Origin of the sequence: Kluyvera sp. (assembly GCF_047971185.1) — a bacterium.
GTDB lineage: Bacteria > Pseudomonadota > Gammaproteobacteria > Enterobacterales > Enterobacteriaceae > Kluyvera.
Map to the genome: position 1 here is coordinate 16,879 of NZ_JBKDZH010000114.1, position 23,304 is coordinate 40,182.

19 protein-coding genes are annotated in these 23,304 nt (G+C 56.0%); 4 read left to right on the forward strand and 15 right to left on the reverse strand.

Annotated elements, in window-relative coordinates; translation table 11 throughout:
* Positions 1 to 28: 28 nt before the first annotated feature.
* From ACK5JN_RS22500 to ACK5JN_RS22510, 3 genes are all read right to left on the reverse strand, one after another.
* On the reverse strand, positions 29 to 1,132 hold the full coding sequence (locus ACK5JN_RS22500; protein WP_416872179.1) for an alanine/ornithine racemase family PLP-dependent enzyme: 1,104 nt from the start codon (positions 1,130 to 1,132) through the stop codon (positions 29 to 31).
* 1 nt (position 1,133) lies between these two features.
* Positions 1,134 to 2,555: an APC family permease gene (locus tag ACK5JN_RS22505; RefSeq protein ID WP_416872180.1), complete on the reverse strand. Its 1,422-nt coding sequence runs from the start codon at positions 2,553 to 2,555 to the stop codon at positions 1,134 to 1,136.
* Between the two features lie 94 nt (positions 2,556 to 2,649).
* The gene (locus tag ACK5JN_RS22510; RefSeq protein WP_416872219.1) at positions 2,650 to 4,047 is read right to left on the reverse strand and encodes a diaminopimelate decarboxylase family protein; all 1,398 of its coding nucleotides are present in this window, start codon (positions 4,045 to 4,047) and stop codon (positions 2,650 to 2,652) included.
* Positions 4,048 to 4,259: 212 nt separating this feature from the next.
* Here ACK5JN_RS22510 and ACK5JN_RS22515 point away from each other — a divergent pair, with 212 nt between their 5' ends.
* Entirely contained in the window at positions 4,260 to 5,687 is a 1,428-nt protein-coding gene (locus ACK5JN_RS22515; RefSeq protein ID WP_416872181.1) for a sigma-54 interaction domain-containing protein, read from the forward strand.
* Positions 5,688 to 5,723: 36 nt separating this feature from the next.
* Here the strand turns inward: ACK5JN_RS22515 and purF are convergent, their stop codons facing one another.
* From purF to pdxB, 9 genes are all read right to left on the reverse strand, one after another.
* Positions 5,724 to 7,241: an amidophosphoribosyltransferase gene (gene purF, locus ACK5JN_RS22520; protein WP_416872182.1), complete on the reverse strand. Its 1,518-nt coding sequence runs from the start codon at positions 7,239 to 7,241 to the stop codon at positions 5,724 to 5,726.
* A 33-nt stretch (positions 7,242 to 7,274) separates the two neighbouring features.
* The gene (gene cvpA / locus ACK5JN_RS22525; protein ID WP_416872183.1) at positions 7,275 to 7,763 is read right to left on the reverse strand and encodes a colicin V production protein; all 489 of its coding nucleotides are present in this window, start codon (positions 7,761 to 7,763) and stop codon (positions 7,275 to 7,277) included.
* Positions 7,764 to 8,048: 285 nt separating this feature from the next.
* Positions 8,049 to 8,726: a cell division protein DedD gene (gene dedD / locus ACK5JN_RS22530; RefSeq protein WP_416872184.1), complete on the reverse strand. Its 678-nt coding sequence runs from the start codon at positions 8,724 to 8,726 to the stop codon at positions 8,049 to 8,051.
* Entirely contained in the window at positions 8,716 to 9,984 is a 1,269-nt protein-coding gene (gene folC, locus ACK5JN_RS22535; RefSeq protein WP_416872185.1) for a bifunctional tetrahydrofolate synthase/dihydrofolate synthase, read from the reverse strand. The genes dedD and folC overlap by 11 nt, the downstream gene beginning before the upstream one ends.
* Before the next feature lie 74 nt (positions 9,985 to 10,058).
* Entirely contained in the window at positions 10,059 to 10,973 is a 915-nt protein-coding gene (accD, locus tag ACK5JN_RS22540; RefSeq protein ID WP_416872186.1) for an acetyl-CoA carboxylase, carboxyltransferase subunit beta, read from the reverse strand.
* Between the two features lie 196 nt (positions 10,974 to 11,169).
* Complete coding sequence (locus tag ACK5JN_RS22545) at positions 11,170 to 11,829, reverse strand: DedA family protein (protein WP_416872187.1); 660 nt, start codon at positions 11,827 to 11,829, stop codon at positions 11,170 to 11,172.
* Between the two features lie 24 nt (positions 11,830 to 11,853).
* Positions 11,854 to 12,666: a tRNA pseudouridine(38-40) synthase TruA gene (truA, locus tag ACK5JN_RS22550; protein ID WP_416872188.1), complete on the reverse strand. Its 813-nt coding sequence runs from the start codon at positions 12,664 to 12,666 to the stop codon at positions 11,854 to 11,856.
* A complete protein-coding gene (locus ACK5JN_RS22555; protein WP_416872189.1) occupies positions 12,666 to 13,679 on the reverse strand; it encodes an aspartate-semialdehyde dehydrogenase in 1,014 nt (337 codons plus the stop codon). The genes truA and ACK5JN_RS22555 overlap by 1 nt, the downstream gene beginning before the upstream one ends.
* A gap of 62 nt (positions 13,680 to 13,741) precedes the next feature.
* On the reverse strand, positions 13,742 to 14,869 hold the full coding sequence (gene pdxB, locus ACK5JN_RS22560) for a 4-phosphoerythronate dehydrogenase PdxB (RefSeq protein WP_416872190.1): 1,128 nt from the start codon (positions 14,867 to 14,869) through the stop codon (positions 13,742 to 13,744).
* A 108-nt stretch (positions 14,870 to 14,977) separates the two neighbouring features.
* On the opposite strand from pdxB, the gene flk reads away from it, so the two are divergent.
* Complete coding sequence (gene flk / locus ACK5JN_RS22565) at positions 14,978 to 15,994, forward strand: flagella biosynthesis regulator Flk (RefSeq protein ID WP_416872191.1); 1,017 nt, start codon at positions 14,978 to 14,980, stop codon at positions 15,992 to 15,994.
* 150 nt (positions 15,995 to 16,144) lie between these two features.
* Here the strand turns inward: flk and ACK5JN_RS22570 are convergent, their stop codons facing one another.
* Positions 16,145 to 17,476 (reverse strand): PTS sugar transporter subunit IIC, encoded by a 1,332-nt coding sequence (locus ACK5JN_RS22570; RefSeq protein ID WP_416872192.1) that lies wholly within the window; start codon positions 17,474 to 17,476, stop codon positions 16,145 to 16,147.
* Positions 17,477 to 17,774: 298 nt separating this feature from the next.
* On the opposite strand from ACK5JN_RS22570, the gene ACK5JN_RS22575 reads away from it, so the two are divergent.
* The gene (locus ACK5JN_RS22575; protein ID WP_416872193.1) at positions 17,775 to 18,512 is read left to right on the forward strand and encodes a GntR family transcriptional regulator; all 738 of its coding nucleotides are present in this window, start codon (positions 17,775 to 17,777) and stop codon (positions 18,510 to 18,512) included.
* 3 nt (positions 18,513 to 18,515) lie between these two features.
* Here the strand turns inward: ACK5JN_RS22575 and ACK5JN_RS22580 are convergent, their stop codons facing one another.
* Both ACK5JN_RS22580 and fabB read right to left on the reverse strand, forming a co-directional pair.
* A complete protein-coding gene (locus ACK5JN_RS22580; RefSeq protein ID WP_416872194.1) occupies positions 18,516 to 19,691 on the reverse strand; it encodes an MFS transporter in 1,176 nt (391 codons plus the stop codon).
* A 206-nt stretch (positions 19,692 to 19,897) separates the two neighbouring features.
* Complete coding sequence (fabB, locus tag ACK5JN_RS22585) at positions 19,898 to 21,109, reverse strand: beta-ketoacyl-ACP synthase I (protein WP_416872195.1); 1,212 nt, start codon at positions 21,107 to 21,109, stop codon at positions 19,898 to 19,900.
* 160 nt (positions 21,110 to 21,269) lie between these two features.
* On the opposite strand from fabB, the gene mnmC reads away from it, so the two are divergent.
* Positions 21,270 to 23,270, forward strand: coding sequence for a bifunctional tRNA (5-methylaminomethyl-2-thiouridine)(34)-methyltransferase MnmD/FAD-dependent 5-carboxymethylaminomethyl-2-thiouridine(34) oxidoreductase MnmC (gene mnmC / locus ACK5JN_RS22590; protein ID WP_416872196.1), 2,001 nt, complete (start codon positions 21,270 to 21,272; stop codon positions 23,268 to 23,270).
* Positions 23,271 to 23,304: the final 34 nt, after the last annotated feature.

Genomic DNA, 23,304 nt, shown 5'->3' on the forward strand with positions numbered 1-23,304 from the left:
GCTACGGGCCCTGCCCGTAGCGTGCTTCTTATCGAGTAAATCGCATGGCAACACCTTTGGTCTGACAAGCCATTAGCAGCCCGGTGTAATCCAGCTCAAAGCGAATCACATCCCCCACCCGTAACGGCTGGGTACACGCCTCAATATCCACAAGCGTATGGTCGCTGGTTTGTCCCAGAATGCTGATCCCATCATCACAGGGAACACAGTTATCCGATGGAACATCCTGGCGGCCAAATGCCAGCAGCGCCCGTTTGCGTACGCCGCTATCGACAAACGTTTTACTTTGCAAAAAGGCATCAACCCCCAGTTCGCCAACGGGAACCGTCGGTTTACTATTCAGCTCAATAATTTCTGCCTCTAGCACGTACATATCCGAGCAGGCCTTATCGACCGGTTTTATCGAGTGGTGAAACTCATCCAGATATTTCATCTCGACGTATTCGATGCCAAACTCATGCAGTCCGCCAATACGGAGATGGTTCAGCCCGCGCGGCCAGATGCCCTTATCTAATAGGTGATAGCTGGTACAGTTACCTGCGGAGAGACGGCGAATGGTAACGCCGCTGTCCTGTTCGAGCCGCGCGGCAAGCGCCAGGAAATCCTCGCCGTTTTTGACGGTTGGCAGGACGGTGCCATAGCAATTGAAGTTAGTCCCAAGACCGTAGAGATCCAGACAAGGTAATTCTTTAATCAAAGAAATTGTGGAGAGAATTTTTTGATATTCGCTAAACCAGATACCTTCGCGTAAATCGCCCATATCAACCATCAGTAAAACCTGATGTGTTTTTTGCTGACGCTGCGCTTCCTGCGAGAGCGCGCGCAGAATAACAGGCTCGCTATTTAAACTGATATCGGCATAACGAACTACATCTTCAATTTCACTAAGACAAGGACTACGTAGCAGGCAGGTGGTACAACCAATATCACGTATTTTTTTCAGGTTATAGGTTCGGGACTCCGCAATAACCTTGATCCCACCATCAAAAACAGCCTGTGCAGTTTCAACGCAGCCGTCGAAAACTTTATTTACCGCCATCACTTCAATACCGCTGCTTGCTAAGAGTGCTTTTTCGGTACGCGCATTCTCTTCAAGCTTCCGTAAATTGATGTGCAGAGTTGGCATATACACTTTACTTTCCCTCAACCACGTTCAGACGTGCATTACGTTTCATTGCCCGATGGTAAATCCATTCAGCGACCAGCACTGCTAACAGCGCACCACCAATAATTTTGCCGGCATATTGAAAGTAGCCGCCCATATCAATTTGTGACGGTGGAATAAACAGAAGAGCTACAGCAAAGGCGATGGAAATAAAGCCCAACGCAGGCAGCAAAGCGGGAAGGATTGTTCCTGGAATTTTAAAGCTTCTTGGGGTATCTGGCTGAGTCTTACGCAAGCGCCAGAACGCAGGGAACATCACCAGATAAGGGATAAAATAAGTTATGGTTGTCAGCGCAGTTAACATCCAGTATGCCGCGGCAACGCTCGGGGAGATAAAGGTTGAGAAGCACAGGACGGTGACAATAATTGCCTGTACGACAAGCGCAAAGGCAGGTGTTTTCCATACCGGATGCAATTGCGCAATTTTATCGCCTAACAGATTATCCTCACGGGAAGCTTCCTGAAGCATATAGATAGGGCCAACAAGCCAGGAGTTAATCTGACCAAGCGCCCCAAAAAACATGCAGATCGCCATCACAGGAATCAGCCATGGCATATGCAGCGTATCGGCAGCGGAATGCATGGCTTGCATCACCCCGGCCACAATATCAGTTTTACCCGCAGGCAGCAGGGTGTTTAGCGCCCACGTACCGACCATGTAAATGCCCACAATCACTGCGGCGGACACGGCCATCGCGCGCGGGAAATCACGCTGTGGATTACGTGTGCGTCCGGCAATCATCGGCGCCACTTCCAGCCCTGCAAACGCGAACATCATGCTGGATAGGAACACTATCGTATCCCAATGACTCAGATCTGGCACCCAGTTTGCCGCTGTTGCATAGTCCGTTTGCATCGGATGCCCGGTGGCTAACCAGACAATGGCCAGAATAATCAAAATAGCAGACGGAATAAATACGCCGCACCAGGCGCTCACGCTATTAATGATTTTAGTCCATTCCATACCGCGAATATTCATCAGCGTCAGCAACCAAAATATAACGGCTGATCCGATGCCAATAAAGGCTTTATTCTCCGCCAGACCATTACCAATCATGTAGCCCAGGGCAGTAAAACCAAATTGCAGCATGAGTGGGAAGAACAGTACGCATGAAAAAAGGAAGCAAACCACGACTATCCACGCAATACGTTTACCAAACGCTTCTTTAATCCAGACAAAAATACCGCCATCTTTCGGCCAGCCGGTAGAAAGCTCACCACACACCATTGCCAGTGGGAAAAACAGACAAAATGCCGCAATAACCCATAACAGCATTGCTGAAGCGCCGTAAGGGGCAACGTTGGGTATTTGTCGTAGACTTAGTATGGCAATGACATTCATAAAAACAATGTCCTTAATGCCAAGTAAGCCAGAACTGTTGTTACTCATGGCCATCTCCTGTTATTCGTACGGAACTTGTCGCACCGTCAGAATCGTTATATCCAGGGGCTTTAGACGCGTGCTAAAGCCCGACAAACCAGAATTAGTAAATATCGTACTTGACCATATCGTCGTAGGTATCTTCCCGGCGGATTAAGCGGTCATTACCCTCTTTATCTATCATCACAACGGCTGAACGTGGGCGGTTGTTATAAACGGTCTGACTTTCAATGGTATAAGCACCTGCATCCAGGAATGCCACAATATCGCCCGGCACGGTGGTTTCCGGCATCAGAAACTCTTCACCTTTTACCCCCATATGGAAATAGTCACCACCATCACATAATGGGCCGGCAAGCTTAATCCATGCATCGTGCGCTTGCGTAATGCGTGAGGCGTTATAAACGTAGAAGAACCAGTCGAAGTGCTGGCTATCGGAAAGAATGCTGTATCCGGCATCAACAAATTTCCATTCAACATGGCACTCTACATTGCCGTTGAGATCGTAATTGGTTTTCCGTTTTTCGCAGGCGACTTCCGTTAGCAGGACCGCGGCTGAACCGGTCACTTTACGTCCCGGTTCAATACAGATCTCCACATCCGTGCGCCATTTATGGACTTCGCTAATCACCGCATCGGCAAAATCCTGTGCAGTAATCCCGGCGTACATATTATCTTTCAGCGGATCGCCGTTTTCTTCATCATATTTATAAGGAACCGGAATCCCGCCGCCGACATTAATCAGATCAAACTTAATGCCCAGCACCTCTTCCAGGCGACGAGACTCATCGACCAGCACTTTGGTGGCTTTTGCAAACGGTTCAGATTCCGGAACCTGATCGCCTACGTGCATGTGCAAACCGCGTAAGTGGACATAAGGCATCTCAAGGATGCGCCGACAGGTTTCTTCCGCCTGTTCCAGATCCAGCCCTGATTTGGCATGGAAAGCCGTCACCAGCTCGGCATGCGTGGCGGATGGAACATTGGGTTCTACGCGCACACAAACATTAGCGACCTTCTTCAGCTTTCTGGAAATAGCATCGATATGGTCCAGTTCATACAGGCTATCGACGTTAATCAGATAGAGATCGTTGGCAATTGCATATTCCAGGTCGGCCGGTTTTTTCACTACGCCGTTAAACACAATCTGGTCGCCACGAAAGCCAATTTCCAGGCATTTACGCACTTCGTACTGCGAGTTAGCTTCCGCGCAGATACCCGCGTCGTGGATCGCCTTTAAAACCCCCATGACGGAACAGGTTTTTGATGCAAAGAACGTTTTCGTTTTTTTATGCGCAGCAAAAGCCTGCTGAATTTCGCTGATATTGCGAATGATCTCAGGTTCAGAGAAAACATAGAACGGCGTGGGATACTTCTGTGCAAGGGCATCCAGATCCACCCCTTCGAAACAAAGATGCCCATCTTTTTGCTGAAAGCGGCGATCGCCCTCCACGACTTTGCTACGTAATTGATTGTAATTTTCAATGTTCATGTCAGTCATAACATCCTCTGCTTTATGTTCACCATAAAAACCCACACTTTGATGATGGATATAAAGCAACAACCGTGCCACATGATTTATACAGTAAAATCAATTAGTTATTTTTTAACGCGTTTTATTATTTTCGTCATTGAGTGTGTTATTCATCACAACGACGAAAATTTGTCACTTATAAAATAGGGTTATTTATTAGGGAGGGAATAAAATTTCACATGGCATCCACTAACGAAGAGCTAGCGACTGCACTCAAGATGTTTTCCCGATTTTTCGACCTGATACACCAGCCACTGGCAGTGATTAATGAGCGAGGGGAATACATCTACTACAACCAGGAAAGCGCGGATCTGGACGGGTACAGCATTAAACAGGCGATGGGTAAGCATATGCTGGATGTGTACCCGAATATGAAAGAGAACCAGAGCACCATGCTTTCCTCGCTGAAAGAGGGGGTGGAATACATTGGTCACTACCAGATTTATTACAATGCTCGTGGCCAGGCCGTCGATTACCAGCACACCACCGCCCCGCTCTATTCCAGCCAGGGCGATATGATAGGCGTCATCGAAATTGGGCGAAATATGTCTGGCGTCAGGCGCCTACAGGAGCAGGTCGTTGAGCTAAACCATCTTCTTTATTCCGATAATCACGAAAAACAGCACGCGATTATTACCGAAAGCCCAGAGATGCTGAGTAATATCGCCAAAGCAAAACGGCTGGCAGTGAGCAATATTCCCGTGACCATTGTCGGGGAAACGGGAACAGGCAAAGAGCTCTTTTCACGCCTGATTCACCAATGCAGCACGCGTGCTGACAAACCCTTCATCGCCCTGAACTGCGGTGCTCTGCCGCCTACTCTGGTTGAAAGCACCCTTTTCGGCACCCTGCGCGGTGCCTACACCGGCGCAGAAAATAGCCAGGGTTATCTAGAGCTCGCCAACGGAGGTACACTGTTCCTCGATGAACTGAACGCGATGCCCATTGAGATGCAAAGCAAGCTCCTGCGCTTTTTACAGGACAAGACTTTCTGGCGACTCGGTGGCCAGCAGCCGATTCATTCTGACGTCCGGATTATTGCGGCAATGAATGAAGCACCCATGCAGTTAATTCAGCAGGGGCGTTTGCGCGCAGACCTCTTTTATCGGCTGAACGTCGGCATGCTCACCCTACCGCCGCTACGTACACGTCCAGAAGACATCCCGTTGCTCGCGAACTATTTCATCGATAAGTATCGACGCGAGGTACCGCAAGATATTCATGGCCTCAGCGAATCCGCACGTATCGCACTTCTTGGACACGCATGGCCGGGTAACGTCAGGATGCTGGAGAATGCGATTGTCCGCAGCATGATCATGCAGGAAACCGATGGTATGCTGAAAAAAATTGTCTTTGAAGAAGAAGAACTTAATTTAGGTATAACGGATAATCCCGCAACCGTTAACCACATCCCTCCTATCGAACAGGGCAATGAGGGCTCTCTGGAGGAGCGGGTTGCAAGCTACGAAAGGGGGCTGATTGAAACGGCACTCGATACTTATCAGGGAAATATCGCGGCGGCGGCGCGTCACCTTAATGTTTCGCGGACAACGCTCAACTATAAGGTACAAAAATATGGGATCCGTTTTGGTGTGATACGGCAATAAAACAAGCCAGCGGCGAGACACCGCTGGCTACAGGACTTACCCTTCGTTATGCATCTCTAAATTCTCTACTTCATTCTGCAGCTGAACGGCTTTCGCATCGTCGTTACGCAGTGAGTCGAGGAAATCGAGATACGCCTGGTCAACGTCTTTGGTCACGTACACACCGTTAAACACCGAGCATTCAAACTGCTGAATGTCCGGGTTTTCCGCACGCACCGCGTCAATCAGATCGTCGAGATCCTGGAAGATAAGACCGTCGGCGCCGATGATCTGGCGAATCTCATCCACTTCACGCCCGTGAGCGATCAGTTCGTTGGCGGTCGGCATGTCGATACCGTAAACGTTCGGGAAACGAATTTCCGGTGCCGCAGAGGCCAGGTAAACCTTCTTCGCCCCGGCTTCGCGCGCCATCTCGATAATCTGCTCGGAGGTGGTGCCGCGCACGATGGAATCGTCCACCAGCAGTACGTTCTTATCACGAAACTCCGCGCGGTTGGCGTTCAGCTTGCGGCGCACGGATTTACGGCGCAGCTGCTGGCCCGGCATGATAAAGGTGCGGCCAACGTAGCGGTTTTTCACGAAGCCCTGGCGGTACGGTTTACCCAGAATACGGGCGATTTCCAGTGCGATATCGCAGGAGGTTTCCGGAATCGGGATCACCACGTCGATATCCAGATCTTCCCACTCGCGCGCAATCTTCTCGCCCAGCCTGGTGCCCATGTTCACACGGGCGCTGTAGACGGAGATTTTGTCGATAAAGGAGTCCGGACGCGCAAAGTAGACGTATTCGAACAGGCACGGGTTGCTGACCGGGTTATCGGCGCACTGACGCGTAAACAGCTGCCCTTTCTCGGTGATGTAAATTGCTTCGCCCGGCGCCACGTCGCGCAGGAACTCAAAGCCCAGGGTATCCAGCGCGACGCTTTCGGAAGCGACCATATACTCGGTACGGCCATCGCCCACGTCGCGTTTACCCAGCACCAGCGGACGGATACCGTTCGGGTCGCGGAAGGCGACCATGCCGTGGCCGATAATCATCGCCACGCAGGCGTACGCACCGCGAATCTGGCGGTTAGTCGCGGCGATAGCGGCGAAGATGTTGTCGGCTTCCAGCGGATAATGGCGGAAGTTATCCAGCTCGCTGGCGAAGATATTGAGCAGGATTTCTGAATCAGAGGTGGTGTTGATGTGGCGGCGTTTTTCTTCAAACAGCTTCTGACGTAACTCATGCGCATTGGTCAGGTTACCGTTATGCGCCAGCGTAATGCCGTACGGGGAGTTCACGTAGAAAGGCTGAGCCTCAGAGGCGCTGGAGCTGCCCGCCGTTGGGTAACGCACGTGGCCAATACCCATATTGCCCTGCATACGCTGCATGTGGCGGGCTTCAAAGACATCGCTCACCAGGCCGTTGGCCTTGCGCAACCGGAAGCAGTTGTTGGCATCAATGGTGATGATGCCAGCGGCATCCTGTCCACGGTGCTGCAGCACCGTTAGCGCATCATAAATCGACTGGTTTACCGGCATGACACCGGCGATACCGACAATACCGCACATACGTCTTTTCCTCGTTAAGCAACGACCCAAAGCTTATACTTTGGGCAAGAAACTTGACGAGCTTTGAAGGTATTCAAAAAACCATCTGATAACCGGCGAAAAATAGGGAATAAACTGCGACTGCTGCCAGTCTTCGCTTTTTGCCATGCCGGTAAAGGTGTCGAGGAAAAACAGGATAGCGGCGATAATCAGCACCCCGCGCAGCGCGCCGAAGCAGACCCCCAATACCCTGTCGGTACCTGACAAACCGGTCTTCTCCACCAGTTGGCCTATCACGTAGTTGACGATAGCGCCGACGATGAGCGTCACGATAAACAGCGCCGCAATAGCAATCCCATTTCGAACCCGTTCGTCTTCAAAGCCCGTAAACCAGACAGACAGGTCGGTGTAGTAATGGCTGGCCACGTAAAAAGCACAACCCCACGTTACCAACGATAGCGCTTCACGAACGAAGCCACGGATAAGGCTCACTAAGCAAGAAAAGCCCAGCACCGCGATAATGGCGTAATCAATCCAGACCATAAATGTCCCACGATTCTACGCCCTGTCATCCAGTTCGGGCGCATTCTAACAGAAAAAGAAAACGTTTGCGTAGGGATTTCCTTCCCTGGCATAAATAAAAAATGGCGCTGAAAAAATGTTCAACGCCATCGTTTTTCTGGTCGCTTTTGGCGTTGTCTGGGCCCCTCACCCTAACCCTCTCCCCAGAGGGGAGAGGGGACCTTAGGGAGCCGTCGATGAGCTTCGCGCCGACTTGCTCCCTCGCCCCTTTGGGGAGAGGCCGGGGTGAGGGGAAAACCCCACGCCTTAGTTTGGCGTATACCCCATCACCACGCCGCTCAGCCCCGACAGCTGCTTCAGCTCGCCAAGCGAACCTTTCAGCTTATCTTTCGAGGCATCCGGACCAACCAGAATACGGGTAATTTTACCCTGAACCGGCGTCGAAGGCGACGTGAAAGCGTGATAGCCCGCACCGCGCAGGTTAGCCACGATCTCGTTAACCTTGTCGGCGTTCTTCAGCGCGCCGAGCTGCACTACGTAGGCTTTACCCACCGGCGCCGGCTTCTCTTCCGGCGCGGCTTTTGGCGGCGGCGTTGTGGCGGCAACCTGTTCGGTCACCGGCTGCGGTTTCGGCTTCGGTTTTTCAACCGGCTTCGGTTTCGGCGGCTCGGCGGTCGGCGGGATCTGCTCCAGATCGCCGTTGCCGTTCACTGCCAGACGGCTGGAGTCGAGCGACGGTGCGGCGGCATCGCCGGCCCGAATTTCTTCCGCCGCGCCTTCCGGCGGCTGCGCAGGCAGCGCCTGCGTCGCCGTCGGCAGCATATCAGGCTCGTCACGGTCGCCAGGCTTCGGCACCAGCGGGATCGCCGCAAACTCATCCTGATAATGTTTTTTTTGCCCATCAAGCAGCCCTGGCAGCACGATAACCCCCAGCGCAACTAACACTATCGTCCCGACAAGACGGTTCTGAAACTTACTTGCCACCGGCTCTCCCCGCGTCCAGCTCTTCCATCACATGCGCTACCGTGTGGAAGGACCCACACACCAGCACCGTATCTTCCGGCGCGGCGTCCGCCATCGCGGCATGCCACGCCTGCGCCACGCTGTCGTACACCGCGCCCGCGCGCAGATGTTCGTGCAGCTGCTCTGCCGTCGCACCGCGCGGCCCTTCAAGAGGGGCACAGTACCAGCTGTCGACAACGCTTTCCAGACACGCCAGCGTACCGGCGATGTCCTTATCATGCAGCATACCAATAACCGCCAGCACTCGCCCGGTTTTCGGCAATGATTTGAGACGCCCGGCAAGGTAGCCTGCGGCATGCGGATTATGCGCCACGTCGAGAATCACCCGCGGTTGCTGCTGGATGGTCTGGAAACGGCCTGGCAGAATCGCGCTGGCGATGCCCTCGCGAATGGCCTCTTCGCTCACCTTCAGCTTGCTGGCGCGCAGCGCAGCCAGCGCGGTGGCGGCATTCGGCTGCGGAACGTTTGGTAAGGGCAGATCGCGTAGTTCGCCCTGAGCGTCGCTGAAGGTCCAGCTCTGGGCCTCAACCGTATAGCGCCAGTCGACGTCGCGCTGCATCAGCTGCGCGCCTTTTTCCCGCGCCACGTCGGCGATAGTGTGCGGCATATCCGGCTCACCGACAACTGCCGGTCGGCCACCGCGGAAGACGCCCGCTTTTTCGCGGCCAATACTTTCCCGATCCGGGCCGAGCCAGTCGGTGTGGTCCAGCGCGATGCTGGTCACCACCGCGACGCTGGCATCGACAATATTGGTCGCGTCCAGCCGTCCGCCGAGGCCAACTTCCAGAATCGCCACGTCAACCTGCTGCTGCTTAAACAGCCACAGCGCCGAGAGCGTACCGTATTCAAAATAGGTCAGCGAGGTGTCGCCACGCGCGGCTTCAATCGCGGCAAACGACGCGGTATGCGCGCTTTCCGCCAGCTCTTCCCCCTGCACACGCACGCGCTCGGTGTAGCGCACCAGGTGCGGCGAGCTGTACACGCCAACCTTATAACCGGCGGCCATCAGAATGGTTTCCAGCGTGCGGCAGGTGGTACCTTTGCCGTTGGTGCCCGCAACGGTAAACACAAACGGCGCCGGTTGCAGTACGTCGAGCGCCCCGGCGACCAGGCTGACGCGCGCCAGCCCCAGATCGATGGTTTTTGAATGGAGGTTTTCCAGATAAGAAAGCCACGTAGCCAGGGGCGACGTGGCCTGAGGAATAAGATGTTTGTCCATGGTGCCCGCAACTTTCAACGGTGAATACAATAAAAGCAAAAGGGCAGAGCCAGCTGGCCCTGCCCTCGATATTATCAGGCCTCTGGTTCCTGATCCGGTACCGGCGGTACCACCACGCTTTCGCGCGGCGCGTCCGGATTCGGTGCCGGGAGATTCATCAGCTTCGCCAGAATGCTGGCCAGCTTGAGACGCATTTCCGGGCGGCGAACGATCATGTCGATCGCCCCTTTTTCGATGAGGAACTCACTGCGCTGGAAGCCCGGCGGCAGTTTCTCACGCACGGTCTGTTCGATAACGCGTGGGCCGGCAAAGCCGATCAGCGCTTTCGGTTCCGCGATGTTCAGGTCGCCCAGCATCGCGAAGCTGGCGGAGACGCCGCCCATGGTTGGGTCGGTCAGCACGGAAATATACGGTAAACCGCGTTCCTGCATTTTCGCCAGCGCAGCGGAGGTTTTTGCCATCTGCATCAGAGACATCAGCGCTTCCTGCATGCGCGCGCCGCCGGAGGCGGAGAAGCAGATCAGCGGGCAGTTGTCTTCCAGCGCCTGCTCAACGGCACGGACGAAGCGCGCGCCGACGACAGAACCCATCGAGCCGCCCATAAAGGAAAACTCGAAGGCCGCCGCGACAACCGGCATCTCATGCAGGGTACCCTTCATGACTACCAGCGCGTCTTTCTCACCCGTCTCTTTCTGAGCGGAAGCCAGACGATCTTTATACTTTTTAGAGTCACGGAACTTCAGCACGTCTTTCGGCTCAAGTTCGCTACCCAGTTCTACCAGGGACCCTTCATCCAACAGGCTATGCAGGCGATTACGCGCTGACATACGCATGTGGTGATCGCACTTCGGGCAAACCTCGAGGTTACGCTCCAGCTCGGCGCGATACAAAACCTGACCACAGCTATCGCACTTGGTCCATACCCCTTCCGGGATGCTCGCCTTGCGGGTAGGTGTGATGTTGCTTTTAATTCGTTCAATCCAGCTCATTGATAACCTTTCTGCCTGAACCTGGTCGATGCCAGTTTTGCCATTAAGGGGCCGCGCATAATGCCACTTTTCCCCTTCATAGACCATGAATGTTGCACATTAAAACATAACAGCCCGAAACTTGGCATAAAAAAGTGGTCGAACCGCGAAACATGTCGTAACAGGGCACGGCTGAATCGTGCCCCGTGTGCAGGGTTTATTTTGCCTGTTTCGCCGCCTTGCGACGGTGGCGAATCACTTCGATTACCCCCGGCAGCACCGACAGAACGATGATAGCCACAATCAGCAGCTTCAGGTTCTCTTGCACCACCGGCAGGTCGCCGAACAGATAGCCTGCGTAGGTGAACAACAGCACCCACAGCAGCGCGCCCGCGACGTTATAGAGCGCAAAATGACGATAGGACATGTGGCCCATTCCCGCCACAAAGGGCGCAAATGTTCTGACGATGGGGACAAATCGCGCCAGAATAATGGTTTTCCCACCATGTTTATCGTAGAAGGCGTGAGTCTTATCCAGGTAGCTGCGCCGGAAAATTTTCGAATCCGGATTGCTGAACAGCTTCTCGCCGAACAGCTTGCCGATGGTGTAGTTCACCGCATCGCCAATAATCGCCGCGATCACCATCAGCACCACCATCAGGTGCACGTTGATGTCGTTGGTCGGCAGCGCGGAGAGCGCACCGGCCACAAACAGCAGCGAATCGCCCGGCAGAAACGGTGTCACCACCAGCCCCGTTTCACAGAACAAAATCAGGAACAGAATGGCATACACCCAGACGCCATACTGCGCGACCAGCTCCGCCAGATGCACATCAATGTGCAGAATGAAATCAATTAAAAAACGGATAAGATCCATATTGTTTAGCCCCAAATGACTACGTTAGTCCGCCAGGAAAAGCGGGCCCATCGGCACGGAAGGCAGCGCAAAGTGCGCGGGGTAGTCCACCGCCACCAGATACAGCCCTTCCGCTTTCGCCGTTGCGGCGGCAAGCGTCCTGTCTTTTGCCGCCAACAGTTCTGCAATCCAGCTCTCCGGCTGGTTTCCTGCGCCAACTTCCATCAGGCTGCCAACAATATTCCTTACCATGTGGTGTACAAAGGCGTTCGCCTTGATATCCACAACAATATAAGCACCGTAACGGGTCACGTTAATGTGCATGAGATTACGCCACGGCGTACGCGACTGGCACTGCACCGCGCGAAACGAAGTGAAGTCGTTTTCGCCCAGCAGGCTTTGCGCCGCGCGGTGCATGCGCTCGGCGTCCAGCGGCTGGTGATAGTGCGTCACCCCCTGACTCAGCACCGCCGGACGCAGCCGGTGGTTATAAATCACGTAGCGGTAGCGGCGCGCCGTCGCGCTGAAGCGCGCGTGAAAATCGTCGGGAACAGCTTTCACCCAACGCACCGCAATGTCACCAGGTAAATTCGCATTTACGCCGAGCGTCCACGCCGCATCTTTACGCGCCGCGTGGGTTTCGAAGTGCACAACCTGCCCCGTGCCGTGAACGCCCGCGTCGGTACGACCGGCGCAGAAGACGTTAATCGGCTCGTTGGCCACCTGCGAGAGCGCCTTTTCCAGCTTCTCCTGCACGCTGCGCACTTCATTTTGCCGCTGCCAGCCATAGTATTTGCTGCCGTCGTACTCAATGCCCAGCGCAATTCGATAGACCGGCAGTTGCTCCATCTCAGACATCAGTACAGATACTCCTGCACCAGCTTCTCGGCGACTTTCACCGCCATCAGCGCGCCGCCAAAGCGGACGTTATCGGCAACCGACCAGAACTGAACCTGCTCCGGCATGCCGTAATCGTTACGCACGCAGCCTACGGAAAGATGCGCGCTGCCGGTAGCATCGCCGACCTGAGTTGGGAACTCGCTCTCTTCGGAGAGCACGATATCTTCGCCGCGCGCAAAGGCGTCACGCGCTTCTTCCGCCGACAGCGGGCGCATCGCTTCGAAGGTCACCATCTGCGCATGGCCGTAGAACACCGGCGACTGAATGCAGCTGGCGGAGATCATCAGCCCGTCGTCCTGCATGATTTTGCGCACCTGATCAACGATACGGCGCTCGTCGCGCACCGCGCCTTCGCGGTCCGGCAGCATCGGCAGCATGTTGAAAGCCAGCTGGCGACCGAAGAAATCGTCTTCGTCGATCGGCATACCGTTGAGCAATTTGGCGCTCTGCCCGGCCAGCGCGTCGACGGCCTTTTTACCGTGAGCGGAGGCGGAGATCAGGCTGGTGACGTTGATGCGCGACAGGCCGCCGTCATCAATCAGCGGCTTCAGCGCGGCCAGCAGCTGGCTGGTCTGGCTGTCCGGCACGGCAATCACGTTACGGTTGCGGTAGTCGGCCAGCACAAACGGGTTCACTTCCGGTACCACCAGCGGTACGTCCGGCTCCAGCGCAAACAGGCCGCTGAGGTCGATAACCAGGCAGCCGGAGTTGGTGGCTTCTTCTACATAGGTGGCGCTGGCTTCCGCACCGGCGGCAAAGAACGCCAGCTGCGCCTGCGTCCAGTCAAATTCCGCCGCGTCCTGCACTCTTACCGATTTACCGTTAAAACGCAGATGTTCACCCGCGCTCTCATTGCGCGCCAGCGCGTAGATATCACCCACCGGGAACTGACGTTCAGCTAGGGTTTCAAGCAGGGCTTCGCCTACGGCGCCGGTTGCGCCCAGGATGGCAATATTCCAGCCTTCAGACATGGTGATTTACTCCAGAAAAAAGCGGCTCTGCCGGCGTATCCGGCAGAGGCATTAAGAAGACATTAACAGCGTACGGCGTTAAACCCGAGTTTTTGCAGCAGCGCGGCCGCCTCGGCGTCATCACACTCGACGGTCAGCGATGACCATTCGCGACGCTCAAGGTAATTCTTGCGCAGCTTGTCGAATTCGCCCGGGATCCCCGCCACTTTTCGCAGTGGCGCGTCATCGCGGCGCACATCATACACTAAATGGACCAGTCTTTTCAGCGTAGGCTGATCGAGCGGGCCATGCAGGCTGATACGCCCGAACTCCGGCGCGGGCAGCAGCGATGAAAGCGCCACCTCCTGCGGCTGGCCGATAAACTGGCTATAGGCTTCAAACACCTGGGTGGTGCCGCGCGCTTTCCCTTCCAGGGTGTAGCCCGCAATGTGCGAGGTACCGAGATCCACTTTCTCCAGCAGCGCCAGGTTGAGATCCGGCTCCGGCTCCCAGACGTCGAGTACCACGCTCAGCGCCTGCCCTTCTTGCAGGCACTTCAGCAGCGCGGCGTTATCCACCACCGGGCCGCGGCAGGCGTTGATCAGAATCGCGCCCGGCTTCAGGCGACGAATCAGCGCCTCGTCGGCCAGATGCAGCGACTTATACGGGCCGTCTTTATACAGCGGGGTGTGGAAGGTCAGCACGTCGGCCTCGGCAACCAGCTCGTCCAGCGAGCGGAAATCGCCCTCTTCTCCGTTGTCGGCACGCGGCGGATCGCACAGCAGCGTTTTGATGCCCAGCGCCTCCAGGCGTTTTTGCAGACGGCCGCCAACGTTACCCACGCCGACGATACCCACCGTGCGATCGGCCAGCGCAAAACCGTCGCGCTCGGCCAGCATCAGCAGCGCCGAGAACACATATTCCACCACCGCAATCGCGTTACAGCCCGGCGCGGCGGAGAAACCAATCCCTGCTTGTTGCAGCCACGCCCGATCGACGTGATCGGTGCCCGCCGTCGCGGTGCCGACAAACTTAATCGCCTTATCGCCGAGCAGCGCTTCATTCACCTTCGTGACTGAACGGACCATCAGCGCATCGGCATCGGTTAACGCATCGGTCGGGATCGGGCGGCCAGGAACAGCCTTGACTTCACCCAGGCGGCTAAAAAGTTCGCGGGCGTAGGGCATATTTTCATCAACAAGGATTTTCACGGTTCAGTACCTGTCTGAGAACGAGAGTAAACCGGGGAAGTGTGCCATAATCTGGCCGCCAGGCATACTTGCGCCGGGCATGAGTATTCGGTTTGGAAAGGATGAATCATGACGCAACCCATTTCAGGTATGCCCGCGCGCCCTCCGGGGACAGGCACCCCTCCGCTCTCCACCGCCGGAGAACAGCCGCTTAGTACCCAGCAGCGCACGGTGCTGGAACGACTGATCACGCGCTTAATTGCGATGACCTCACAGCAAAATGCTGAGGTGTGGGCAGGCGTAAAGCACGATCTGGGGCTGAAAAATGATACGCCGCTGCTGGCGCGTCACTTTCCCGCCGCCGAGCAAAACCTGAATCAGCGCATTGGCACCGCCGAGCAAAATCTCAGCACCCGCCAGACGCTGTCGCAGCTGACCGAGCTGCTGAGCCAGGGCAACAACCGCCAGGCCGTCAGCGACTACATCCGTCAGCAGTTTGGGCAAACCGCCCTTAGCCAGCTGACGCCGCAACAGTTGAAAAACGTGCTGCTGCTGCTCCAGCAGGGGCAGCTATCGATTCCACAGCCGCAGCAGCGCCCGGCGACCGACAGGCCGCTGCTGCCCGCCGAACACAATACGCTGAACCAGCTGGTGACCAAGGTTTCCGCCGCCACCGGCGACTCCAACAAGCTAATCTGGCAGTCGTTGCTCGAGCTTTCCGGCGTGAAGTCGGGCGATCCGCTACCGGCAAAGCACTTTAACGCGCTGGTCACGCTGCTGCAGGCGCGTCTGACCCTCAGCACGCATCCGGCGCCGACGCTCAACGTGCTGCAGGCGGCGCTGAAACAGCCGCTGGAGCCGCAGGAGGCCCAAACCCTGCGCGATTTCGCCCAGCAGAACTGGAACGCCACGCCGCAAACGGTGCTCACGCAGGTACAGGTGCAAGAGTTGCTGAACCTGCTGTTCCTCAAACGCATCGAGCGCGAACGCGTCGCCCACGCCCAGACGCTGGAAGCGCGCGATATCCAGCCGATTTATGCGCCGTTCGTGCCGGTCATCACCACGCTAAAATCGCTGTCGGCGCGTCCGGGGCTGGCCTTTGTGGTGCTGCTCGCGGTGATGCTGCTGCTGTGGCTGCTGCTGTAGTCCTCTCCTTATCCCGTTCTTATTATTCAATAAAAAAACCCGGCCGTTACGTCTAAGATCGCGAACGGCCGGGTCTGTCAGAAAGAACGTATTCCCATTTTTCTATTTCCCCCGCCGATTACAGACAGGGGAAATAGCGCTGACAGAATATTATGAATTCTGTTCTGCTGCGGCTGACATATTGACCTTGTTAGCGGCAATGACGAACGGCAGATAGATAAGCGTCGCCACCGCCAGGCACAGGATGCCAACAAACAGCGCCATCCAGTTACCGCCGGTGCCAAAGAAGGCGATGAGCGGCCCCGGCGTTGTCCACGGCACGGCGTAGGCAATGGGCGGAATAATTTCCAGAGTGATGAAGAAATAGCCAATCAATGCGTTCACGAATGGCACCAGAATAAAGGGAATCACCAGAATCGGGTTCAGCACGATCGGCAGGCCAAACATCACCGGTTCATTAATGTTAAACAGCCCCGGCACAAAGGCCATTTTCGCTAAGTCGCGGTAGTCTTTACGGCGGGAGGCGATAAAAATAGCCAGCAGCAGGCCCAGCGTCATGCCTGAACCGCCACAGTTGGCGAAGGCATCGTTGATGCCGGTCCAGGTAATCGGATACGGCGCACCCCAGGTCGAACCGTGGGAGGCCGCATACGATAGATTCTCCAGGTTGGCTTCCGAGAAGATGGTTTCACGAATGGCCGCCACGGTATTCGGCCCATGAATCCCCAGGATCCACAGGAAGTTAGCCACCAGCCCCAGAATCAGCACCGTCACGATATTGGTGCCCATGTCCTTCATCGGTGCCTGAATCAGGGTATAAATGAGATCGTTCAGGCCGTTGGGCGAGACTTTCGACAGCAGGAAGTTCAGCACCGAGAAAAAGATCATCACGAAGAAGATCGGCAGCAGGACCTTGAAGGAGCGCGCCACCGCTGGCGGTACCGCATCAGGCATGGAGATAGCCACCTTAGGGTTTCGCGCCAGACGGCAGAAAATTTCGCTGGAGAGCAGCGCCACAATTACCGCGACAAACAGTCCCTGCGGCCCAAGATATTTAGTGGTGAGATAGGCCTGACCATCAATAATCACGTATGGGGTATACACCACGAAGAACGCGCCAATCGCCGTCAGGCCACACAGCAGGTCGTCCTGCTGGTAGCTAATCGCCACATTGCGCGCCACCAGGAAGGTAATCAGCACCGCCATAATATTGACCGAACCGTTCATCACTGGTGTAAATATTTGCTGTGCGTCGGCGAGATTAGGGAATAGCGTACCCAAATGCAGAATACTGGCGATAAAGCCGTCCGGCGACAGGATAGCAAAGTTGATAAGAATAATAAGCGAGCTTGCCATAACTATCGGGAATGACAAAATAAAAGCATCGCGAATGGCCGAAACGTGTATCTGCGAGTTTAATTTAATAGCAACCGGAACGAGGATTTTTTCCATTCCCCGTTCAAATGAATTCATTAACCCCATAGTGATCCCTTAGATTTTAAGCAAAACGATTTTTAATTAATTCGCTAACCGCACTCTCAGAAATAAAATCCAGTCCATCCCTGCGGATATCATTTCTCCTGTTTCTTATTCCTCGCGTTAAATAGGTCATTAATTGACGACCACTTTAATTATTGTTAATTTTCGTAACCCGTGGTCCGATCACAGTTAACCATACTTAAGTTGTTCAATAATCATGAAGTTTATGAACATGTCATCCCACTTTTGCGAAAATGAATTCATAACCAATTGTTTAAAAAGGATTTAAGGAGGTTCAAAAGTGGTGTATCAGAACATCGTTAATTTGCTGAAAAACCGATTAAACAGCCCCATTTACAACGTCGGCGATCTGCTGCCATCGGAAAAAGCGCTGGCAGAGCTTTATGACGTTTCGCGTAATACGTTACGCAAAGCGCTTAAAGCGCTGGAAGAAGAAGGGATGATTGAACGGCGGCACGGGTCGGGAACCTACCTGCGCAACAAACAGTTTCAGGCATCGGTGACGCATCTCGATAGCTTTACCGAAATCGCCAAAAATGAAGGGAAAACCCCGACCAGCCAAATTCTGAAATTTGAGCTGCAGAAGGCATCAGAAGAAATAGCGGCGAGCCTGCGCGTTGCCTATGGCGAGCCGGTCTATTACGCCAAACGGCTGCGCTTTATCGACAATATCGCCATGCAGGTTGAAGAGACCTGGCTGTCGGCCAGCCGCTTTCCTGACCTGACCATTGCTCATATGAAGAACTCAAAATTCTCATACATTGAGAACGAATGTGGAGTGAAGATACTCGGCTGCTATGAGTCTATTCAGCCCATCCTGCCGTCGCCGGAGGTGGCGAAACTGCTACATATCAGCGCGCTGGATCCCATCATTCGTATGCAAACCCAGGCCATTGACGAGCAAAAGAATCCCATCGATTATTCGATTCTCTACACCAATATGTTCGAGTTTCAGGTGAAATATTTTCTGCCGCGCAAAACCCTTTCCGGCCCTCATGCACTGAGAGCCGGACAGTAGCATTTACTTGCGGAATGACCAGAGAGTAACGCCAATTCCCAGTACGGCGGAGATGGCGCCACCGAGGAACACGGACGGATAGCCGAACGAGGTCGCCAGCATGCCCGCCAGCGGCCCGGAGACGCCGAGCGCGATATCCTGGAACGCCGCATAGCCGCCGAGCGCCGTGCCGCGCACCTGCTGGGGCACGCGTTTGACCACTTCCACGCCCAGCGCCGGAAAGATCAGCGAGCAGCCCGCCCCGGTTAACGCCGCGCCGGCCAGCGCAAACCACGCGTCAGGCGCCTGCCACAGCAGCAGCAGCCCTACGGTTTCCACCAGCAGCGAACCGACCGCAACCTTCACACCGCCATACCGGTCCGGCATCCAGCCAAACAGAATACGTACCAGCACGAAGGTGCCGCCGAAGGCCGTCAGGGTAAAGCCCGCCATCGACCAGCCTTTGCTGACGAAATAGAGCGAGACGAAGGTGCCAATCACCGCAAAGCCCACGCCCTGCAGCGCCAGCCCCAATCCCGGCTTCCAGATAAGGCCAATCACGCTGAACAAGGACGGCCGCTCCCCGGCCATCGCCGCGACCTTACGCACCGAACCGTTAAACGCCCACGCCAGCAGCGGCAGCATCATCGTCACCCCGGCCAGCACGGCAAAACCGTAGCGGCTGTTGATGAACAGCCCCAGCGGCGCACCGGCCGCCAGCGCGCCGAAAATCGCCATTCCGTTCCACGACATCACTTTGCCGGAGCGCTTCGGGCCAACCAGCCCCATGCCCCAGGTGAGGGTGCCGGTCAGCAGCTGGCTTTCACCAAAACCGAGGATTAAACGCCCGACGATCAGCAGGCCAAATTTAACCATGGCATCCACCGGCAGCAGCGCCGCGCCAAGCCACGCCGCCCCGGCAAAGGCACAAGCAAACATGCCCTGTAGGGCAGAACGCTTGCCGCCGTACTGATCGGCAAGACGGCCCGCATAGCCGCGGGTTAATACGGTGGCGAAGAACTGAATGCCCACCGCGATACCGACCATGGTGTTGCCGTATCCCAGCTCCTGGTGCACAAATAGCGGAATGACCGGCAGCGGAATGCCGACGGTTAAATAGGTCAAAAATACCGCGAACGCGATGCGAAATAGCGGCCAGTTTGAAGAAGATGTTGCTTCAGTTTGAGTTACTGCGGTCATGCTTTACTCCGAATGCTGAGTAAGGCGAGGATCTGTAGCCACGCCCCCTCTACCTGGTAATCAGGATTAAGGTGCGTTGGATGACGTTAAACGCTTACGCACTATCATGATGATAATGTTGAGCCGGGAGTTTGCCTGTTCTCTCAGGCCGTTGTCAACGCATAAAAAAAGGAGCCAGAAGGCTCCTTTTTTCGTCAGCCGTCAAATTACAGCTTACGCATCACCAGCGTGGCGTTGGTGCCGCCGAAGCCGAAGCTGTTGGACATCACGGTGTTCAGCTCGCGCTCGGTCGGTTCGGTCACGATGTTCAGGCCAGCCGCCTGCTCGTCCATCTCGTCAATGTTGATGCTCGGGGCGATAAAGCCATGTTCCAGCATCAGCAGCGAGTAGATAGCTTCCTGTACGCCCGCGGCGCCCAGAGAGTGGCCGGTCATCGCTTTGGTGGCGGAGATAGCCGGGCTGTTGTCGCCGAAGACTTCACGGATCGCGCCCAGTTCTTTCACGTCGCCAACCGGCGTAGAGGTGCCATGGGAGTTCAGGTAGTCGATTGGGGTATCAACGCCGTGCATCGCCATCTTCATGCAGCGTACCGCGCCTTCGCCAGATGGAGCAACCATGTCTGCGCCATCGGAAGTTGCGCCGTAGCCAACGATCTCTGCATAGATATGCGCGCCGCGTGCCAGAGCGTGTTCCAGCTCTTCCACGACGACCATACCGCCGCCGCCAGCAATGATGAAGCCATCGCGGTGCGCGTCATAGGTACGGGACGCTTTTTCCGGCGTTTCGTTATATTTGGTGGACAGTGCGCCCATCGCGTCGAATTCGCAGGCCATTTCCCAGCCCAGCTCTTCGCCGCCGCCGGCAAACACGATGTCCTGTTTGCCCAGCTGAATTTGCTCTACCGCGTTACCGATGCAGTGTGCGGAGGTTGCGCAGGCGGAGCTGATAGAGTAGTTAACGCCGTGGATTTTGAAGGGTGTCGCCAGGCACGCGGAAACCGCAGAACCCATCGCTTTAGTCACCACGTACGGGCCAACCGCTTTCAGGCCACGCGGGCTACGCATAGCGTCAGCGCCGAACACCTGCGCTTTGGAAGAACCGCCGGAACCGGCAATCAGGCCGACGCGCGGGTTATTCTGGTAGTCTTCTGCTTTCAGGCCAGAGTCTTCCACCGCCTGCTGCATGGAGAGATAAGCGTAGATAGAGGCATCGTTCATGAAACGGACCACTTTACGGTCGATAAGACCCGTGGTGTCCAGTTTGACGTTACCCCATACGTGGCTACGCATACCAGAATCTTTGAACTCTTGAGAGAAAGTGATCCCAGAGCGTCCTTCACGCAGGGATGCCAGGACTTCCTGCTGGTTGCTACCGATGCTGGAAACGATACCCAGGCCAGTAATCACTGCACGTTTCATTCAATACCTCTGTAAGTCATCACTATTTTAAAGTTTCGAGTCGCAAGATAGCGTACACTTGTACGCCGAACAAGTCCGATCAGCAATTTTATGCAGAAATTTGCGCCAGCGGGCACGCATCGTTAAGATCGGCTGACTCCTTGCCGCACGAGTAACTTACGTGAAACATAACGCCATACAATCCGCCAACCTCGAATTTAACAGTGAGGGTACACCTGTTTCCCGAGATTTTGACGACGTCTATTTCTCCAACGACAACGGTCTGGAAGAGACCCGCTACGTCTTTCTCGGCGGTAACCACATCGAGGTACGCTTCCCTCGCCACCCGCATCCGCTTTTCGTGGTCGCAGAGAGCGGCTTTGGCACCGGTCTCAACTTCCTGACGCTGTGGCAAGCTTTCGACGCCTTTCGCCGCCAGCATCCTGACGCTACGCTACAAAGATTGCATTTCGTCAGTTTTGAAAAATTCCCGCTGAAGGCCGAAGACCTGCGGCTGGCCCACCAGCACTGGCCGGAGCTGGCGCCCTGGGCCGAGCAGCTACAGGCGCAGTGGCCGCTGCCGCTGGCGGGCTGCCATCGTCTGCTGCTCAATGAAGGGCGCGTCACGCTGGATCTGTGGTTCGGCGATATCAATGAGCTGACCGATAAGCTCGACGATACCTTTAATCAGCAGGTTGATGCCTGGTTCCTCGACGGCTTCGCCCCGGCTAAAAACCCGGATATGTGGACGCCGGCGCTGTTTTCTGCGATGGCGCGGACCGCGCGCCCGGGCGGCACGCTGGCCACCTTCACCTCGGCGGGCTTTGTGCGCCGGGGGCTGCAGGAGGCCGGGTTCACCATGCGCAAAAGCAAAGGTTTTGGCCGTAAGCGCGAAATGCTGACCGGCGAAATGATTGAACCTCAGCCAGACGCCACCCGCGCACCGTGGTTCGCCCGTACCGGTAGCCAGGCGCGGGAAGCGGCGATTATCGGCGGCGGCGTCGCCAGCGCTCTGCTGTCGCTGGCGCTGCTGCGCCGCGGCTGGTCGGTCACCCTCTACTGCGCCGATGCGGAGCCCGCGCAGGGCGCATCCGGCAACCGCCAGGGCGCGCTGTACCCGTTATTAAGCGCGCATGACGCGGCGCTGGCGCAGTTCTTCCCGGCGGCCTATCTCTACGCCCGTCGCCTGTATGACACGCTGCCGGTCGCCTTCGATCATCAGTGGTGCGGCGTCACGCAGCTTGGCTGGGATGAAAAAAGCGCGCAGAAGATTGCGCAGATGCTGACGCTGGGCCTGCCCGAAGAGGTAGCCCACGCTGTGACGGCCGAGGAGGTGTGCGACAGCATTGGCCTCGACACCGGCTGCGGCGGCATTCAGTACCCGCTCGGCGGCTGGCTATGCCCGGCGCAGCTCACCGCCAGCGCGTTTGAACGGGCGCGCCAGCAGGGGCTACAGGCGCGCTGGGGGAAAACGCTGACCGCTCTCACCCGCCAGGACGACGGCTGGCAGCTGACCTTTAGCGACGGTGATACCGCCATCGCACCGTGCGTGGTGCTGGCGAACGGCCACAATATCAACCAGTTCGCGCAAACCGAGGCGCTGCCGGTGTATGCCGTTGGCGGCCAGGTCAGCCATATCCCGACGACCGAAAGTCTCGCTCAGCTCAAGCAGGTGCTGTGCTACGACGGCTATCTCACGCCGCAGAACCCGCAAAATCAGCAGCACTGCATCGGGGCCAGCTATCATCGCGGCGAGCGCGAGATGACGTTCAACGCGCAGGACCAGCAGCATAACCGCCAGAGATTGCTGGACTGCTTCCCGCAGGCAGCCTGGCCGCAGGAGGTTGACGTCAGCGCTAACGACGCCCGCTGCGGCGTGCGCTGCGCCACGCGCGATCATCTGCCGATGGTCGGCAACGTGCCGGACTATGCCGCGACGCTCGCCGGGTACGCCACGCTGAACGACAGCCCGGAAACGGCGATGTCGTCACCGGTTTATCCCGAGCTGTTTATGCTGGGTGGGCTGGGTTCGCGTGGGCTGTGCACCGCGCCGTTAACCGCAGAAGTGCTGGCGGCGCAGATGAGCAACGAGCCGCTGCCGCTGGACGCGCAAACGCTGGCAGGCCTGAATCCAAACCGTTTGTGGGTACGAAAACTGCTGAAGGGAAAAGCGGTGAAGTAGCGGAGGAAACTTGCCCGGCAGCGATACCGGGCAA